Raw genomic sequence first — 17,168 nt, forward strand, 5'->3', positions numbered from 1 at the left:
AACGGGGTGAGCCAGGTCTCCCCCGCCGGAGCGGAACCGATCCTGCCGCCGCCCGCGTCTTGGCTGGCGTGCGTCAAGGTTCGGGCGGCCAAGCCGTCATCCGCTTCCGCGCGGTCGGAGTGTCACTGCTCCTCGCGCATCTGCTGCTCGTCGGGTGGCTGACTCTGCGCCCCCTGGACGTGCCGTGGATGACCGCCGCCAACCTCCAGCCGTTCGCCGGCATCAAGGCCGACCTGTCCCTGGGCCCGGTCGCCGCCGCCCGCCGCATCGGCAAGGAACTCCTGCTGCTGGCCCCGCTGGGCGTACTGCTGCCGCTGGCGGGAGGCCGGCTCCTCGTCTCCCCGTGGGCCTCACTGACCCGTACGGTCGCGGCCGGGGCGCTGATCTCGCTGGTCATCGAACTGGGCCAGACCGGAGTGCCCGGCCAGGTCGTCGACGTCGACTCGCTGCTCCTGAACACCGTCGGCGTGGCTCTCGCGCACGTCCTGATCGTTCCGGCCTGGCGGGCGCGGCTGCGCCGCCGCGAGGAGGAGAGGGGCCGTCTGCTGCCCCGGGCCGCGCGCGCGGCCCAGCCCTCGTCGCTGTCGGCCTCTCAGGGGTCGACCCCGACGATTTCCAGGGTCGGTATCGCCCCGTAGAGCGACGCTTTGCCCCCGCTGTCCGAGCCATCCTGGATACACCGGGAGCGCACGAACCGCTCCCTCCTCGGTTTCAGCAACGGTTCGCGAAGGAGCCCACCATGGCCGCACTTGCCCGCCCCCGTGACGGACGCATGCTCGGCGGAGTGTGCGCAGCGCTGGCACGGCGCTTCGGCACCTCCGCGAGGACCATGCGCATCATCTTCGTCGTGTCGTGCCTGCTGCCGGGCCCGCAGTTCCTGCTCTACCTGGCGCTGTGGCTGCTGCTCCCCCAGGAGCAGCCGTCGTCCGCCGCGACCGCCTGGTAGTCCCCGTACACACGCCTGTGGGCGGACCCCCGGATCCGGGGGTCCGCCCACAGGCGTGTGTGGAGCGGGCCTCAGCGGCCGAGGGGCAGCCCGTTGGCCGACAGACCGCTGGTCGTCAGACCACCGGCGGGCATGCCGCCGAGGAGGCCCTTGGCCGGGGCGGCGACGTCGCCGAGGACCTTCGTCTGGCTGGTGCCGAGGAGCTCGGTGGCGGTGTCCTGGACCGGCAGGGTCGACGTGGCGTTCGCCAGCGCGCCGGCGACGGGCAGGGCGCTGGTCGCGGCCTCCAGCGGCAGCGCGGATGCGGAGGCGGTACCGGCGGCGGCAGCGGCGAAAGCGGCACCGAGAGCGGCGACGCCGAGAGTCCTGGCAGCAGACTGCTTCATGTGAAATTCATCCTTGGGGAAGGGGATGTGAGCGGCTCTGCAACGTAGTCAGCCCTCTGCCCGTCCCGCAAACATCGAAAAACACGGAAAACGGCCGGGAAAGTGATTCCCGGCCGTTCCCCGAAGACGTCCGTTCAGCCGGCGACCGAGGTAGACACGCTGGTCGCAGCGGTCTGCTCGAAGAGCCATTCGGACTTCAGCTCGGCGTATCCGGGCTTGATGACGTCGCTGATCATCGCCAGACGTTCATCGAAAGGAATGAATGCTGATTTCATCGCATTGACGGTGAACCACTGCATGTCTTCGAGCGTGTATCCGAAGGTCTCGGTCAGCTTCTCGAATTCCCGGCTCATGCTCGTCCCGCTCATCAGCCGGTTGTCCGTGTTCACGGTGGCCCGGAAGTGGAGCCGGCGCAGCAGCCCGATGGGGTGCTCGGCGTACGAGGCCGCGGCACCGGTCTGCAGGTTGGAGGTCGGGCAGAGCTCCAGCGGGATGCGCTTGTCCCGTACGTACGAGGCGAGGCGGCCGAGCTTCACGCTGCCGTCCTCGGCGACCTCGATGTCGTCGATGATGCGGACACCGTGGCCGAGCCGGTCGGCACCGCACCACTGGATGGCCTGCCAGATCGACGGCAGGCCGAAGGCCTCGCCGGCGTGGATGGTGAAGTGGTTGTTCTCGCGCTTGAGGTACTCGAAGGCGTCGAGGTGCCGGGTGGGCGGGAAGCCCGCCTCGGCGCCGGCGATGTCGAAACCGACGACGCCCTGTTCGCGGTAGCGGTTGGCCAGTTCGGCGATCTCCAGCGAACGCGCGGCGTGCCGCATCGCGGTGAGCAGCGCGCCCACCCGGATCCGGTTCCCGTCCTTCCGCGCCCTGCGCTCTCCCTCACGGAAGCCCTCGTTGACGGCCTCGACGACCTCTTCGAGGCTCAGGCCGGCTTCCAGGTGCTGCTCGGGGGCGTACCGCACCTCGGCGTAGACGACACCGTCGGCGGCCAGGTCCTCCGCGCACTCGGCGGCGACCCGGACCAGCGCCTCACGGGTCTGCATGACGGCACACGTATGGGCGAACGTCTCCAGATAGCGCTCCAGCGAGCCGGAGTCGGCGGCTTCCCGGAACCAGATGCCGAGCTTGTCGGCATCGGTCTCCGGGAGGCCTTCGTAGCCGCCCGCCGCCGCGAGTTCGACGATCGTCCCGGGGCGCAGGCCGCCGTCGAGGTGGTCGTGGAGAAGGACCTTGGGGGCACGCCGGATCTGATCCTGGCCGGGCACATGGAGGGTCGGGCTCATCATCCACGCACTCTAGCGCCTACGCGCGTAGAGCGCCGCTGGACGCCGCTCGCCGATACGTAACAGAGACCGCGAATACGGGTGGCGTACACCTGCCCTTCTGACACTGTTACGTCATGGCACAGCGCGCACTCCCCCTGCCTGCTGCAAGGCTGGGACGGGCCGTCAGGACGGCCGGAGAATCCACCACGGTCAGCGGCGTGGTCCTGCTGCTCCCGGACGGCGAGCCCTACTCGCACCGCCGCCCCTCCCCTCTCACCTACGCCCTCCAGCTCCCCCTTGCCCGGTCCCTGGCCCGCGCCGGCGGCACCGACGGCCTCGCAGCCCACGTCGTCCACTACCGCTGCCGCGGCTGGAACACGACGGAAGCCCACCTCGCGGCGGACGCCGAATGGGCGGTGGACGAGGTCGTACGCCGCTACGGCGACGTCCCGGTCTGCCTGGCCGGCCACGGCATGGGCGGCCGCGCGGCCCTCCGCGCGGGCGGCCACCCGGCCGTCACCTCGGTCCTCTCCATGGCCCCCTGGCTCCCGGGCGACCCGGACGCCGAACCGGAACCGGTCAAGCACCTGGTCGGCCGCCAGGTCCTGCTGGTCCACGGCACGAACGACGCGCGCTCGGACCCGGAGCTCTCCTTCCGCCTGGCCGAGCGCGCGAAGAAGTCCAACCGCGACACCTGCCGCTTCGAGGTCCATTCGGACGGCCACGCGCTCCGCCAGCACCACACCGAAGTAGCCGCCCTGGCGGCCGACTTCGTCCGCGGCTCGCTCTTCGGCCGCAGCTACGCCCGCCCGGTCGCGGACGCCCTGGCGGCTCCGCCGCCGCTGGGTCTGCGGATGCCGCTTGCTGCGGGGTTCGGGAAGTCGTTGCGCGGGTGAGACGGAGGGGTGGGCCCGGACCGGCTCACGCGGTGGAGCATCGGCAACCGTGACAGGAGGGCCATGTCATTGCGGCTCCGCGACCGCACCTCGGCATGCAGGAGCGGTCCGGCCCACGACACCGCTCTCATGACCGGCCGGCCGGCGTGATCGTTGAGCCGGCCGGCGATGCACCTGGCCCGCACTCCGTACGGCGTGCCTGTCGCCCGTCTACGCGGTCCTGCGCCGACCGACCCGCTCCCTGTCCTCCTGCGGCAGCGCGTCAGCGGCCAGCAGCCGTGGCAGCAGGTCCGGTTCGAGCGTCATCGCCCGGAAGGCGAGCGCGACGGTCACGTCGTGGTCGGGCCGGTGCACGATCTCGACCGGGTCGGAGACCCGGATGTCTCCCGGCTCGATCACGCGCAGATAGGCGCCGGGCACCGCTGCCTGGGTGAACCGCTTGATCCAGCCCTCTCGCTCCAGCCATCCCTGGAAGGTCGCGCAGGGGATCCGCGCGCACGACACCTCCAGGACCACGTCCGGACCGACGCGCCAACGCTCCCCGATGCGGGCGCCGTTGACGTCGAGGCCGAGCGTCGTGAGGTTCTCCCCGAAGACACCGTTGGCAAGTGGCCTGCCCAGCTCGGCCTCCCACCCGTCGAGATCCTCGCGGGCATAGGCGTAGACGGCCTGGTCGGTGCCGCCGTGATGCCTCACGTCGTAGACGCGGTCACCCCCCAGACCGACCTCACCGGTGCCCTTCGGGCCAGGAGCGATCACGGCGACCGGCCCGGCAACGGGCCGCTTGTCGATTCCTGTCGCGCTGAGGCCCTTCCATGGGTTGGGCCGGGGCTTGCCGACATTGACGGAGAGCAGCTTCATGCGCGCGAGGGTACGGTCCTTTGCCCGCTGCGGCGACTCAATTCCCTTCCACGCCCTTGGGGTTGATCACCACTCCCGGGCCCTCACACCTCATCGCGCATGTCCTCGGCCGCTCCGGGCATGGAGATCTCTGCGGAGGACCATAGAACTTTGCCGGACCGTCATGCCCACCCGCAGATACAAGTCGAGCGCGCCGGTGTCCGAGTGGGTCCACAGGACGCAGGAGCTTCGGCTCGCCCGATGGAAGGCGCGAAACGTGTGGCACAGCAGCAGCCTGGCGAGGCCGCGGCCTCGGTGATCGACGCGCACGGCGACCTGCTCGACGTAGCCCTCACCCGATCCAGGCACATCCAAAGCCAGTGCGGCACCCACCAGTTGGCCACCGGAGAAGGCCAGGGTCGATTGCGTCGGGGCGAACGCGGGCCGGTCGATGGTGTGGGTGGCCCACTCCTCGTACGCCTGTCGCCGTTGCTGCCACTCATCGAACGCGTCCTGCACGAGGGCGTGTGCGGCAGGGCCGTCGCCGACGCGAAACGGCCGCACTGTCACGCCCGTCGGCGGCTCGGGCACCGCGGGTTCGACCGGCATGGGGAACTCCAGCTGCCAGGCCGTCGCCAGCGGCCTGTACCCGCGGGAGCGCAGCAGCGCGACGGCAGCGGTATCCGCTTCAGGCACGGTCTGCACGATGCCGTCGCTGCCGGCCTCCCGCGCCCGCGACTCCACCCAGCCGAGGAGCGCCGCGCCCAGCCCTCGGTCTCGGTGCCCGGGGTGCACGTCGACCTCGGAGCGCCGGTCCACCCAGGCCCAGGCGGCCGGACTCCCGGCCTGGTCGAGGACGAGCACGGTGTCCGACTCCAGCACCAGACCCGGCCGCGAGAGATCGGCGGCGATGGCACCGGCGTCGCTCTGCACCCGTCCGCGCACCTCCCGTTCGCAGGCCGCGACCAGCGCGTGGATCGCCGGTATGTCGTGGGCGTTCACAGGCCGCGAGCGGTAGCCGGGAGGCAATGACGGGGCTGTCGAAGGCATCATCGGACCCTAGCCGCAGGCCGATCTCCCGGTCCAGGGCGTAATCCGCCGGATGCCCCTGGCCGGGGATTCCTGGCATGCGCCCCATCGCGCGGCTCCTTCGCCGACCTGGGCCATGGGGCATATACCGCGCCATGCCGTGAGTGCCGGCGGACGACCCGGGCGTCCGAAGAGGAGCTGCCTGCCATGCAGGCTCAGGCGGAGTCTCCAAGGGCGGTTCGTTCCGGGGGACTTCGGCTCCGGCTGTGCTGCGCGTCGGACCGGTTCCGTGACAGCGCGGCACGCCGCCTCAGGTCGTCAGCGGCTCAACCGACCTGGGCCTCGAAGCCGTTGTCCTGGCAGTACTGCACGATGAGCCCGCCTGCCCCGCGATCACTGCTCTTCAGCGCCGCCACCGTGGCCTCCGCCAGGGTGCGCCCGCCTCCGACGGGCTCGTCCCGCAGCGGGTCCATCGCGAGGAAGACATCATCGGCGACGGCCCCGACCATGTCGTACCCCGACGCCCCATCCGCTTCCGCGCCCTCCCTCTCGGCGTCCGCCTCCTCCGCCCGCGCGTCCTGCCACGCCCCGAGCTGCGTGCAGTAGCTCTCGCGCTGCTCGGTCAGCCGCGCTTCGCTCTTGCCGTCGTCGGAGGAACACCCGGCTGTCACGGCGACCAGAGCGAGCACCGGAACGAGCGTCCTGATCAAGCGCACCATGTCGTCCCCCGATTGCCACCGCGTGTACGTGCCCTGACCACTCAACTGCCGCAGCAGGATACCCACATCGGGCTCCCCGTCCACTCGGCTCGGGATGTTCCTGCCGAGTCTCGCCGGAGATCACCCGGTACCGCGGGGAGCGCCCAGCCGGTGCAGCGGTTCCCGTCGGCCGGCGTCACCGGCTCCGCCACGGCCACCCGCGGCTCGTGGCCGTTGGACTCGGCTCTCGCGTGTCACAGGACCAGGATCCAGGCAGGTCCGACGACGGACCGCCGGCGATGCCTGGGGCGCATCGGACGTGCGGCACCGCCTGTTCTCACGGAGCCGGGGTACGCGATGCGTCATGACCCTGGCCCGCTCCTTACCCGACAGCGCGACCGAGTGGTGGATCTACCTCGGCGCGTTCTCCGTCTACGCGCTCACCCGGCTGGTCCTGGCCTGGCGCCAGGCACGCGACGAAGGTGCCGAACACCCCGTCCGCTCCGCCTTCACCGATGAGGAACCGGAAGAGCCGAAGGTCTCAGCGGCATTCGGGGCCTTTCGCTCCTACCGGCAGCTCTTCGGCTTCTTCGGAGGTGCGGTCGCGATCGTCCTGATCGCCACCCTGACCGACGGACAGCTGCGACTCGTGCTGATGTGCACCCTCGCTCCCGTCATCGTCATGGCGCTGGCCTACCTCGACTTCCGCGTCGCCCGCACGGCACGCCTGCGCTCCGCCCGGTCACCGGGGGGAGTCCAGCGGGGGCTCTGACCGGCTGAACCCCCCGTTCCAACCGCAACTGGGCGGGGCACCTGTGCCCGCGGTCCCGGCGACTATCCGACCTCACGTCCCGGGGAAGGCTCGCCCTCCCGACTCGACGCCGACTCCGGCTGCGACCGGCTCGCGGCAACCGCTGCGGCGACGAACGAGGCGACGAGGGGCCGTTGGTCGAGCCGCGACCACGCGACGACCAGTCGGCTGGGCGGCGCGTCGACCACCGCTTTGTAGACCAGCCCCGGGTGAACGGGTTCGACGGACGACCGCGGCAGGATCGCGATCGTCCGGCCGAGCATGATCATCTGCGTCATCTGTGCCACGTCCACGATCTCCGGCCCGGTCCCGCCGTCGGGCACTCCCTTCCAGCGCGGCAGCGTCTCGTGCTCCAGGTCGCTCATGCGCAGCTCGCCGCGCGAGGCCAGCCGGTGGCCCAGCGGCAGGATCGCCACGCGCCCCTCGACGAACAGCGTCTCGGACTCCAGTCCCGTGAGGTCGTCGAACGGCGCGTACAGCAGCGCCACATCGGCTCTCCCGTCACGCAGGTAGTCCGCACGGTCGGTGGCGCCGCCGAACAGGACATCCACCCTGCGCGCATCGGGCTGCCCGGCATACGCCGCGAGGATCCCGGACAACAGGTTGGCATCGCCACCGGGCTTGATCACCAGCCGCAACTGCGCCTGGACGTCGCCGGCCCGGCGCGCACTCCGGGCCGCGGCGCTCACCGCGTTGAGCGCGTGGCGGCCGTGGTGCAGCAACGCCTCCCCGGCCGGCGTCAGTGAGACGCGGCGGCTGGAGCGCACGAGCAGCTGGACGCCGAGCCGCGACTCGACACGCTGAATCGCCTTCGAGAGCGCCGGCTGCGCGATGGAAAGGCGCGCGGCGGCATGGCCGAAGTGCAGTTCCTCGGCTACCGCGACGAAGTACTCCAGCTCACGCGTCTCCAGATCACTCATTCCTCCAGGTTATCGCTGAAGAATCAATCGGCCTTGGACTTGGCTCGCGAGGCGAGGTTCGATTGACCCATGATTCACCACACAATGATCGTCTCCTTCGCCGAATCCATTCAGGAAGCCGAGCTGGATCAGTTCCTCAAGGACATCGAACAGGTCATGCGCGACTCGGAGCAGATCCAGACGTTCGCCGCCTCACGCCACATCCGCGTACCCGCCGAGGACCACAGCCCCGTGCCCACTGCCACCGCGATCGTGCAGATCGCCCTCGGCGACCTCGACGCCCTCAACGCCTCGTTCGCCGCCCCCGGACTCGAGGAAGTCATCCGGCACTGGCAGTCCCGCCACCCGTACAAGGTCATCTGGGCCAACCACGAGCCGCTGTCCTCCTGACGGGGCCCGGCACGCTTTCGGTCCTCAGCGGGCCAGAGGCCCCGCCTCCGCCCATACCGTCTTGCCCGGCCCGAGCCGATCGCTCACGCCCCAGCGGGCGGCGAGTGCCTCCACGATGAGGAGGCCCCTGCCCCCGTCGGCCTCCGGGTCGGGCCGGGGCACGGCGGCGGGGCCCGGACGGGCCTCGTGGGTGTCGGAGATCTCGACACGTACGACTCCGGTCCCGTACGCGTACGAGAGCCGCAGCTCGAAATCGCGCCCCGGAACCCGCCCGTGCAGCACCGAGTTCGCCGCGAGCTCCGCGACGAGCAGGGCGACGGTGTCGGAGAGTCCCGATCCGTACGGAATCCCCCAGACGTCGAGCTTCCATACGGCCAGGCGCCGCGCGAGGGTCGCGCCCAGACGTGTGGCGGAACACCTCTGGACGAACACACTTACGGTTACGGGCGGTTGGGCTTGCAGTGCTGTCATGCGCCAAGCGTTCCGCCCCGACCCTTGCTTCCAGCAGGAACGACGCCCATACAGTTCCACCTGTATGGGTTGACGCTCTGGACGGGGTGGGTAACCGTCCGTGATCATTGTCGCGTTGATCGATGCGCGGAGGACAGGGCGGCGATGACTACAGATCACGAAGGCACCGCGTCGGGCGGCGAGCCCGAACTGTCGGACAGCCTGCGGACGTTCGGGGCCGTCCTCAAAGCCCTGCGCGAAGCCGCCGGCCTGACCCAGGAGGACTTCGCGCCCCGCGTGCAGTACTCGCCCGCCTACATCGCCAAGATCGAGCAGGGCAAGCGGTTCCCGCCGGAGAACCTGCCGGAGCGGGCGGCGGACGCCCTGGGCGCGGTCGCGGGCAAGGTCCTCGGCGCCGCCGCGCGAAGCCTGCGCAGGAGGGCCGGACTCGCCTCCTGGTTCCAGCAGTGGGCGGGGATCGAGGAGGAGGCGATCACGCTGTACGCGTACGAGTGCCGGGGTGTCCCTGGGCTGCTCCAGACAGAGGAATACATCCGGGCCGTCTTCGAGCGGCGCCTCCCGCCGCTCGCGGAGGACGCTTTCCAGCAACAGGTGGCCGCACGTCTGGCGCGGCAGGATCTCCTGCCCGGGCGCCCCAACACGTCCTTCTCGTTCCTCATCGAACAGGCCGTCCTTGAGCGCCGGTTAGGGGGTACGCAGGTCACGTCCGCGCTCATCGACAACCTTCTGACGCAGGGCGGCCGTCGCAACGTCGAGGTTCTCGTCATGCCGCTCAGGCAGCCGGATCACTCCGGCATCGACGGGCAGATGTACCTCGCCGAGACCCCCTCGCACAGTTGGTTCGGCTACGTCGAAGGCCATGACAGCAGCACCCTCCTCACTGACCCGAAAGTGGTCAGTGCCATGCTCCAGCGCTATGGCAAGATGCGCTCACAGGCGCTGAGCCACGAGGCCTCGGCGGGCCTGCTGAAGCAGATGCTAGGAGCGCTATGAGTACCGAACTGGCCTGGTTCAAGAGCAGCTACAGCGGCAGCGGCGGCGACAACTGCGTAGAGGTCGCCCTGCGCCCCCACGCCGTCCACGTCCGCGACTCCAAGGACACCGACCGCCGCCCGTTCACCGTCTCCACCGCCGCGTGGTCGGACTTCACCGCGTACGCGTCCGTCGTCGCATCCTGATCAACCGGCGTCACCGGCAGCAGGTTCCCCCGTCGCGACAGCAGGAACTTCTCCAACGCTGCCACCGATTGCGTATCCGGGTGGCCGCCCAACCAGGTCCGTTTCCGGCCCCGCACCCCTGAGACCGGATACGGGGCCGAAGAGGAGGGGTGCGGGTTCGGTGGTTGCCCGCTAGGAACGCGGCACGACGACCACTGCGTTGCTCATCCGGCGTTCGCGAAGGGCCGTGTCCTCCCACTCGTCCCACGGCCGGTTGTAGAGGCTGCCGCCCACGACCAGGGTCGTGTCACCACCGCTGCCGAGCCCCACAGCGTCGCGGGCGCCGAGCCAGCGCATTACCCGCGCGGCCTCCGGCAGGGTCACACCCACGCTGAAGCCGGGGTTGCGGCCGTCGATGGTGACGAGCATCAGGTGACCATCCGCCGAGAGGCCGGCCAAGGTGCGGGCGTGCCGTGAGGTCAGCACCCCACTGGGCCTGCATCCACTCGCCGGTGCCGGCAGGACGCAGGAGGCGTGGGCCATCCCGTTGGCGGCTGGATTGAGCATGATCTGGCCGTCCCGCAGCAGGGCGGGAGTCCCGCCTGCCACGGCGGAGAAGGCGGGCGAGGTCACCGAGGCGCCATCGGGATCGGTGATCGTGGTGCGCGGGGTGACCCTGTCACCGGGCGTGAGGGAGCCGAGCCACGCGCCGCCTCGGCCGATGCCCTGCAGCACCCGCCCGCCTGCCGGCACGGAGCCCGGCGCGTTCCGTACGGACAGGACCTCCCAATTTCCGTTCAGTACCGCTTCGGTGACCGGGGTGCCGGCCCATTTCGGAGCGGGCTCGGGTGTGGAGGCTCCCCACTCCGGGCGGAAAACCACGATCTCGTCCGCGTCGTAGCAGGTGCCGTTGCGCACAGGGGTCGTCCAGGGCTGCGGGCCGTTGGTGGACTCCCGGAAGTCACCGCCGACGCCGCCACAGCCAAGTACCTGGCCGGCCACCCGGTTCACACCGTCCACGTCCCGCTCACCCTTGCCCGGGACCGAAACCCACGTGCGGGAGGTGATCTCCGTAATGCGGCTGCCACCCCCGGCAGCGTTGAGCAGGAGTGCGGTGCGACCGTTGTTGGGTGCGCCGAGCAGGACGTTGTTGCGTACGTACAAGCCCTGCGGAACACCCTCATACCCCATGAAGTCCGCGTTGTTGGGCGACGCGATATCGAACTCGGTGCCGTTGACGGCTGCCAGCGCACCCGAGGCGTTCGCCATCTGCTTCACCGTCTGGGAGGTGGAGACGTCCGTACCGTGCTCGGTGCGCACGTCGACCTGGGCACCGGGCGCCACGGTGACCACACGGATCTGCCAGGGGCCCCGGCTGCCGGGGTTCGTCTCGGCTGTGAAGAACGTACGGGTGCTGGGGTAACCCGCCTCTTTCAGCCGGGTACGGCTGTTCGCCGCCTCGGCAGCAGTACCGTACGGACCGACGTGCACGCCGTAGAGGGTCATGGCGTACGTGTCTGTCGTGGCCGGCGAGTCCAGCGGTACCGCCTCAGCGGGAAATCCGGCGTCCTGCAGGCCCTGCGCGTACGCCGCCGCGGTGGCAGCGACGGTGGTCATCTCCTGCCCGTCGGGGAACCGCACCCACACGGCCCATCCGTCGCTTGCCGCTGTCCCTTGGGAATACACCCGATAGGTGATCCCGGAACTCAGCTGCGTAACCCCGCTCCTCGGTGCCGAACCGTCCCCGAGCGGGAAGACCGGGCCGACGGGCGGGTAGTCGGGTACCGCGGCCGGGCCGTCTGCCTCGGATGCTTCGGCGGACGCCATGAGCAGGGAGGCCAGGAGCATGGCGGCGGCAAGGCTCGCCGCCGCCCGGCCGGGTCTCAAGGGTGAGGTGATCATGCTCGGCAGATTCGCGCTTCCGTGCGGATATGTCCAGCTCGTCAGCGGGGATCGGTGCCGCCGACGCCGCACTGACGAACTGCGTCCTCGGCCAGGCCCCTGGCGTCGTTGGACAGACTCCCCCGCCTCCTGACCCACCACCCCTCAGTCCGGCAGCAGGTTCCCCCGTCGCGACAGCAGGAACTTCTTGAACGCCGCCACCGGCGGGGTGTCCGGGTGCCCGTCCAGCCAGGCCACGCCGATCTCCCGAGCGGCCCGCGGTGCCGTCACCGTCAGCTCCACGACCCCCGGGCGGGCCACCGCCGGAGGCGGGAGCAGCGCCACGCCCAGGCCGGCCGCGACCAGGCCGCGCAGGGTCTCCGCCTCCTCGCCCTCGAAGGCGACGCGGGGGACGAAGCCCGCCTCCGTGCAGAGGTCGTCCGTGATGCGGCGCAGGCCGTAGCCGGGTTCCAGGGTGACGAAGGTTTCGTCGGCGGCCTCCGCCAGGCGGATGCGGCGGCGGGTGGCCAGGCGGTGGTCCTCGGGGACGACCAGGCGCAGGCGCTGTTCGTCCAGTCGGCGGGTCACGAGGTCGGGGGCGTCCGGGACGGGTGAGGTGAGGCAGAGGTCGAGGCCGCCCGCGCGGAGGCGTTCGATCATGGCTTCGCCATAGTTCTGGACGAGCTGGAAGCGGACCCGGGGATGGTCGACGCGGAAGGCGCGGATCAGGGCGGGGACGGTTTCCGAGCCCATCGTGTGGAGGAAGCCGAAGGCGACCTTGCCGGCGGTGGGGTCGGCGTCGGCCCGTACCGAGTCGGCGGCCTTCTCCACCTCCGCGAGCGCCCGTTCCGCCGAGCCGAGGAAGGTGCGGCCCGCGGGGGTGAGGGAGACCGTGCGGCCCTTGCGGGAGAACAGGGCCACGCCCAGGTCCTGTTCCAGGCGGACCATGGCCCGCGAGAGCGTGGACTGCGGGACGCCGAGCTCGTGCGCGGCACGGGTGACGTGTTCGTGGCGGGCGACGGCCTCGAAGTACGCCAGGCGCGGCGCGAGGACCGCACGGATGTCATCTTCGTAACCGCTTGGTGACAGCCGAGGCTGTGAGCTGTGCTGATGCGCCATGGGATTGATTATCGCGTGTTTGTGCATTGGACGCATGAAAGGCGGCGGCATACGTTCGTGGCATGCCTCCTGCCAGTACCGGGGCGTCCACCCTCATCGTGGCCGCCTCGACCCAGTCGTCCCCCGTCGCCGCAGCCGTTCCCGTCGCGTCCGCCACCGCGGACCGGCTCGAACCCGGTCGCCCCGGTTATCGCCGGATGAGCTTCGCGCTCTTCGCCGCCGGTGTCGCGACCTTCGCGCTCCTCTACTCCACCCAGGCCCTGCTGCCCGCCGTCTCCGCGTCCTTCGGCGCCACGGCCGGGCAGGCGAGCTGGACGGTGTCCGCCGCGACGGGTGCGCTGGCGCTGTGTGTGCTGCCGATGAGTGCGCTGTCCGAGCGGTTCGGGCGGCGGCAGATGATGACCGCCTCGCTGGTGGTCGCGGTGACCGTGGGGCTGTTCGTACCCTTCGCGCCCTCGCTCGGGTGGCTGATCGCACTCCGTGCCGTGCAGGGGGCCGCGCTCGCCGGTCTGCCCGCGTCCGCGATGGCGTATCTCGCGGAAGAGGTCCGGCCGAAGGCGCTCGTCGCCGCGATCGGGCTGTTCGTGGCCGGTAACAGCATCGGCGGGATGAGCGGCCGGATCCTCACCGGCTGGGTCGCCCAGGCGTGGGGCTGGCGGGCGGCGCTCGGCGCGGTCGGGCTGCTGGCCGTGGCCTGCGCCGTCGTCTTCCACTTCATGATCCCCAGGGCCCGGAACTTCACCCCCGGTTCGCTGAACCCGAAGGCCCTCGCCAAGACAGTCGGCGGACACCTCGCCGATCCGCTGCTGCGCCGGCTGTACGCGATCGGCGCGCTGTTCATGACGGTGTTCGGCGCGGTCTACACGGTGATCGGCTACCGGCTCGTCGAGGCGCCGTTCAGCCTCCCGCAGGGTGTGGTCGGGTCGATCTTCCTCGTCTATCTGGTCGGTACGGTCTCCTCCGCGGCCGCGGGGAAGCTCGTCGCCCGGCTGGGGCGCCGGGGCGCGCTCTACCTCGCCGTCTCCACCACGGCCGCCGGTCTGCTGCTCTCGCTGGCCGACCAGCTGGTGGCCGTGCTCCTCGGCCTGGTCCTCATCACGGCCGGCTTCTTCGCCGGGCACGCGGTCGCCTCGTCCTCGGTGAGCCGCACCGCCACCACGGGCCGCGCCCAGGCGTCGGCGCTCTACCAGTCGGCGTACTACCTGGGCTCCAGCGCGGGCGGCACGCTCGGCGCGGTCGCCTTTCACGCCGGGGGCTGGGCGGGCACGGTCGCGCTGGGACTGGTCGCGGTCCTCGGTGTCGTCTCGATCACGCTGTACGGGACGCGGGCGGCCCGCGCAGAGCGGATGCGGCCGGCCGGACTCGCCTCCGTACAGAACTGAGACATTCGACGCACAACCATCCACTCCCCGACGCGCGTCTAGCAGGCGGAATCACCGCACTGTGCGCGAAGGGGAGTTGGCGGTTATGGGAGTCATGGGGAACATACGGAACATAAAGGGCGTACGGACGCGGCGCGGGCTCGCGCTGGCCGTCGCCGGTCTGACGGCGGTACCGGCGTTCGTGCTCGGCACCGGTGGCACGGCCCAGGCGGCGTCGTGCACGACGTCCAGGGGGCCGTACCAGAAGCAGGTCGAGAAGTACCTGCACCTGAAGGTGGACGGCAAGCAGTCGGCGGCCGACTGCAAGGCGATCCGCTCGTTCCAGAGCACGTACGGGGTCACGCCCACCATCGGTTACGCCGGGCCGGTCACCTGGCGCACCATGCAGACGCTCGCCGCCCAGAAGGCGGCCGGGAAGACCCCGAACAAGGCGAAGAAGTGCCCCACGAACAAGGGGCGCATCGCGTGCGTGGACCTGACCCGGCAGATCACCTGGATCCAGGACGGCAGCAAGCTGAAGTTCGGGCCGGTGCCGGTGCGGACCGGGCGGGACGGGTACGAGACCCGGACCGGCGCGAAGAAGATCTACTGGAAGCACAAGAACCACGTCTCGTCGCTCTACCACGTGGCGATGCCGTACTCGCAGTTCTTCGACGGCGGGCAGGCGTTCCACGCGGTCGGCGTGAAGATGTGGAACCCGCCGGGGTCGCACGGCTGCGTCAACATGCGCACCGCCGACGCGAAGTCATACTGGAACCTGTTGAAGAACGGCGACGACGTGTACGTGTACGGGCGCAAGCCCGGAACGTGACCGCTTCTGCTCTTCCCGCCCCCGTTGTCAGTGCCCTGCGGTAGCTTCCGAAGTGCTGAAGTGAGCGGTGTCACAGCGCAACAGGGGTGAGCGAGAGCGATGAGTGATCTGACGGCGACGACGACCGATATCGACAGTCGTCTGGAGGGACACCGGGTCGAGCTGACCGGATACTGCTACCGGATGCTCGGCTCGGCCTTCGAGGCGGAGGACGCGGTCCAGGACACGCTGGTGCGCGCGTGGCGCAACATCGAGAAGTTCGAGGGACGTTCGTCGCTGCGGTCCTGGCTCTACCGCATCGCGACGAACGTCTGCCTCGACATGCTCAACGCGGGCAACAAGCGGGCCAGGCCGGTCGATCTGTCCGGCCCGACGCCGCTCGCGCAGGCCGCGCTCAACCCGCTGCCGGAGAACACCTGGCTGGAGCCGATGCCGGACGGGCGGATCCTGCCGTCGGTCGCGGACCCGGCGGAGGCCGCCGTGGCGCGTGAGTCGGTACGGCTCGCGTTCGTCGCCGCGCTCCAGCACCTGCCGCCGAAGCAGCGTGCCGTGCTGATCCTGCGCGAGGTGCTGGCATGGAAGGCGGCCGAGGTCGCCGAGCTGCTGGACACGTCGGTCGCCTCGGTCAACAGCGCCCTGCAGCGGGCGCGGGCCACGCTGACCGATCACCAGGGGGATGCCGCGACCGCCGATGCGGCGGACCCGCTCGACGAGGAGCAGCGCAAGCTCCTGGAGCGGTACGTGGCGGCGTTCGAGGGCTACGACATGAAGGCCCTGACCGCGCTCCTCCACGAGGACGCCGTGATGACCATGCCGCCGTTCGACCTCTGGCTCCAAGGGCACGACGACATCGCGGGGTTCATGACGTCGATCGGCGCGAGCTGCGCCGGTTCCCGCCTGATCGCGACGTACGCCAACGGCACCCCGGCGTTCGCGCACTACAAGCCGGACCCCGAGGGCGAGGGCTTCATCCCCTGGGCGGTCCAGGTCATCGACATCAAGGACGGCGCCATCACCGGGATGCACTGCTTCCTCGACACCCCGCGCTGGTTCCCCCTCTTCGGCTTCGCCGACCGCCTGGCGGCCGATGCCGCGTGAGGCGCGGCACGACCCGGGCCCTGGTCGCCGGCTGGGTGGTCCTCGCCGCCGCCGGCTGGACCACGGCCCAGTGGCTCGGCGAACCCACCGCGACCTCCGGCCCCGCCCCCGTCACCCCGCCGTCCTCCGCCGCCGAACCCGGCCCCCAGCCGGAGTACGACTGCGAGGAGCTGACGGCGTCCGCGAAGCGGTCGCCGGGGGGCACGGAGACGGTGAAGCGGCCGCCGGCGGTCCCGGAGTCCTCTCCGGAGGCGACCAGCCCATCCGCCGTTCCCTCCCCGCCGCTTCGCGTGACCCCCATCTCGGATCCGCCGGACCCGTGGAACTCGGCGGATCCCTCCGCCGGGCCGACCCCTCCCTCGGAGAAGTACGTCCCGCCGGACGACCGGACGACCGCCCGGCTCGTTCAAGTGATCTGCGATACGGCGGAGTTCACGACGGAGGCCGAGGAGTAGGGGCAGGGACGCGGAGCTGACGGCGGGGCGGGGGTCGGGTCCGGCACCCGGCCGGGCCGGGGCCGGCCGACGGGCCTCGGGACGGTCCCCCTCTCAGCTCCCGTCCTCCCCCACCAGCCCCACCACGTCCTCGATCCCCACCAGATCGAGCAGCAGCCGCAGTGCGGGCGGAGCCCCGACCAGCCGCAGCCGCCGCCCACCCGCCCTGCGGGCGACCAGCGACAGCCGCGCGACCGCCTCCACCGAGGTCAGATCCGGGTGCTCGATGCCGCCCACGTCGCAGTCCACGACCGTCGCGTCGGTGGCGGCGAGTATCGCCTCAAGACGTGCACAGAGGCCCGGCACCCCGGCCCGGGTGATGCGGCCCGTGACGACGAGTGCCGTCGGCGGCATGAGATCCATGCCAAGGAGACCGTCGCCGCGGGCAAAACTCATCGCGGCGCCGCCATGCCTCTCAGCCGGCCGGAAAGATCCCGGTGTCGAGGTCCGCCCCGAAGGGCTCGGGCAGCTTCAGCGTCCCTCCGTACTCGACGGAGTCCAGCACCCGGTACGTGCAGCATGGCGAACGGGACCGATGGCAGTCCACTGATCCCGTTCACCCGTACGAGAA

The 17,168-nt window shown here is 70.7% G+C and carries 21 protein-coding genes; 11 read left to right on the forward strand and 10 right to left on the reverse strand.

Translation table 11 applies throughout. The annotated features are described in order from the left end of the window. The first annotated feature begins 68 nt into the window (after positions 1-68). Positions 69-638, forward strand: coding sequence for a VanZ family protein (locus OG959_RS13475; protein WP_326658421.1), 570 nt, complete (start codon positions 69-71; stop codon positions 636-638). Between the two features lie 101 nt (positions 639-739). Continuing rightward, positions 740-946, forward strand: a complete 207-nt coding sequence (locus OG959_RS13480; protein ID WP_326658422.1) for a PspC domain-containing protein — start codon at positions 740-742, stop codon at positions 944-946. Positions 947-1,017: 71 nt separating this feature from the next. Here the strand turns inward: OG959_RS13480 and OG959_RS13485 are convergent, their stop codons facing one another. Both OG959_RS13485 and OG959_RS13490 read right to left on the reverse strand, forming a co-directional pair. Next, entirely contained in the window at positions 1,018-1,332 is a 315-nt protein-coding gene (locus OG959_RS13485; RefSeq protein ID WP_326658423.1) for a hypothetical protein, read from the reverse strand. Between the two features lie 134 nt (positions 1,333-1,466). Continuing rightward, positions 1,467-2,621 (reverse strand): adenosine deaminase, encoded by a 1,155-nt coding sequence (locus OG959_RS13490; protein WP_326658424.1) that lies wholly within the window; start codon positions 2,619-2,621, stop codon positions 1,467-1,469. Between the two features lie 197 nt (positions 2,622-2,818). Here OG959_RS13490 and OG959_RS13495 point away from each other — a divergent pair, with 197 nt between their 5' ends. Next, entirely contained in the window at positions 2,819-3,496 is a 678-nt protein-coding gene (locus OG959_RS13495; protein WP_326666361.1) for an alpha/beta hydrolase, read from the forward strand. A 210-nt stretch (positions 3,497-3,706) separates the two neighbouring features. Here the strand turns inward: OG959_RS13495 and OG959_RS13500 are convergent, their stop codons facing one another. The 3 genes from OG959_RS13500 to OG959_RS13510 form a co-directional block, all read right to left on the reverse strand. Next, the gene (locus OG959_RS13500) at positions 3,707-4,357 is read right to left on the reverse strand and encodes an MOSC domain-containing protein (protein WP_326658426.1); all 651 of its coding nucleotides are present in this window, start codon (positions 4,355-4,357) and stop codon (positions 3,707-3,709) included. Positions 4,358-4,447: 90 nt separating this feature from the next. Next, complete coding sequence (locus OG959_RS13505; RefSeq protein ID WP_326658427.1) at positions 4,448-5,338, reverse strand: GNAT family N-acetyltransferase; 891 nt, start codon at positions 5,336-5,338, stop codon at positions 4,448-4,450. Between the two features lie 353 nt (positions 5,339-5,691). Beyond that, positions 5,692-6,150 carry a hypothetical protein gene (locus OG959_RS13510; RefSeq protein ID WP_326658428.1) on the reverse strand — a complete coding sequence of 153 codons (459 nt, stop codon included), beginning with the start codon at positions 6,148-6,150 and terminating at the stop codon, positions 5,692-5,694. A gap of 277 nt (positions 6,151-6,427) precedes the next feature. Here OG959_RS13510 and OG959_RS13515 point away from each other — a divergent pair, with 277 nt between their 5' ends. Further along, positions 6,428-6,835 (forward strand): hypothetical protein, encoded by a 408-nt coding sequence (locus OG959_RS13515; protein WP_326658429.1) that lies wholly within the window; start codon positions 6,428-6,430, stop codon positions 6,833-6,835. Between the two features lie 62 nt (positions 6,836-6,897). Here the strand turns inward: OG959_RS13515 and OG959_RS13520 are convergent, their stop codons facing one another. Continuing rightward, positions 6,898-7,794 carry a LysR family transcriptional regulator gene (locus OG959_RS13520; RefSeq protein ID WP_326658430.1) on the reverse strand — a complete coding sequence of 299 codons (897 nt, stop codon included), beginning with the start codon at positions 7,792-7,794 and terminating at the stop codon, positions 6,898-6,900. 69 nt (positions 7,795-7,863) lie between these two features. Here OG959_RS13520 and OG959_RS13525 point away from each other — a divergent pair, with 69 nt between their 5' ends. After that, positions 7,864-8,184 (forward strand): hypothetical protein, encoded by a 321-nt coding sequence (locus OG959_RS13525; RefSeq protein WP_326658431.1) that lies wholly within the window; start codon positions 7,864-7,866, stop codon positions 8,182-8,184. A 24-nt stretch (positions 8,185-8,208) separates the two neighbouring features. On the opposite strand, the gene OG959_RS13530 is transcribed toward OG959_RS13525, so the two are convergent. After that, positions 8,209-8,655, reverse strand: coding sequence for an ATP-binding protein (locus tag OG959_RS13530; protein WP_326658432.1), 447 nt, complete (start codon positions 8,653-8,655; stop codon positions 8,209-8,211). 144 nt (positions 8,656-8,799) lie between these two features. Between OG959_RS13530 and OG959_RS13535 the strand changes: the two genes are divergently transcribed. Both OG959_RS13535 and OG959_RS13540 read left to right on the forward strand, forming a co-directional pair. Then, a complete protein-coding gene (locus OG959_RS13535) occupies positions 8,800-9,648 on the forward strand; it encodes a helix-turn-helix domain-containing protein (RefSeq protein ID WP_326658433.1) in 849 nt (282 codons plus the stop codon). After that, the gene (locus OG959_RS13540; RefSeq protein ID WP_326658434.1) at positions 9,645-9,833 is read left to right on the forward strand and encodes a DUF397 domain-containing protein; all 189 of its coding nucleotides are present in this window, start codon (positions 9,645-9,647) and stop codon (positions 9,831-9,833) included. The genes OG959_RS13535 and OG959_RS13540 overlap by 4 nt, the downstream gene beginning before the upstream one ends. A 171-nt stretch (positions 9,834-10,004) precedes the next feature. Here the strand turns inward: OG959_RS13540 and OG959_RS13545 are convergent, their stop codons facing one another. Beyond that, the gene (locus OG959_RS13545; protein ID WP_326658435.1) at positions 10,005-11,714 is read right to left on the reverse strand and encodes a phosphodiester glycosidase family protein; all 1,710 of its coding nucleotides are present in this window, start codon (positions 11,712-11,714) and stop codon (positions 10,005-10,007) included. 144 nt (positions 11,715-11,858) lie between these two features. Beyond that, a complete protein-coding gene (locus OG959_RS13550; protein ID WP_326658436.1) occupies positions 11,859-12,812 on the reverse strand; it encodes a LysR family transcriptional regulator in 954 nt (317 codons plus the stop codon). 62 nt (positions 12,813-12,874) lie between these two features. Here OG959_RS13550 and OG959_RS13555 point away from each other — a divergent pair, with 62 nt between their 5' ends. The 4 genes from OG959_RS13555 (at position 12,875) to OG959_RS13570 (ending at position 16,558) form a co-directional block, all read left to right on the forward strand. Beyond that, positions 12,875-14,194: an MFS transporter gene (locus tag OG959_RS13555; protein WP_326658437.1), complete on the forward strand. Its 1,320-nt coding sequence runs from the start codon at positions 12,875-12,877 to the stop codon at positions 14,192-14,194. A gap of 94 nt (positions 14,195-14,288) precedes the next feature. After that, on the forward strand, positions 14,289-15,005 hold the full coding sequence (locus OG959_RS13560) for a L,D-transpeptidase family protein (RefSeq protein ID WP_326658438.1): 717 nt from the start codon (positions 14,289-14,291) through the stop codon (positions 15,003-15,005). 99 nt (positions 15,006-15,104) lie between these two features. Continuing rightward, complete coding sequence (locus OG959_RS13565) at positions 15,105-16,103, forward strand: sigma-70 family RNA polymerase sigma factor (protein WP_326658439.1); 999 nt, start codon at positions 15,105-15,107, stop codon at positions 16,101-16,103. Continuing rightward, positions 16,100-16,558: a hypothetical protein gene (locus OG959_RS13570; protein ID WP_326658440.1), complete on the forward strand. Its 459-nt coding sequence runs from the start codon at positions 16,100-16,102 to the stop codon at positions 16,556-16,558. Before OG959_RS13565 ends, OG959_RS13570 begins: the two co-directional genes overlap by 4 nt. 93 nt (positions 16,559-16,651) lie before the next feature. Here the strand turns inward: OG959_RS13570 and OG959_RS13575 are convergent, their stop codons facing one another. Continuing rightward, complete coding sequence (locus tag OG959_RS13575; RefSeq protein WP_326658441.1) at positions 16,652-16,960, reverse strand: STAS domain-containing protein; 309 nt, start codon at positions 16,958-16,960, stop codon at positions 16,652-16,654. Positions 16,961-17,168: the final 208 nt, after the last annotated feature.

This window comes from Streptomyces sp. NBC_00385 (genome assembly GCF_035917155.1).
Classification (GTDB): domain Bacteria; phylum Actinomycetota; class Actinomycetes; order Streptomycetales; family Streptomycetaceae; genus Streptomyces; species Streptomyces poriferorum.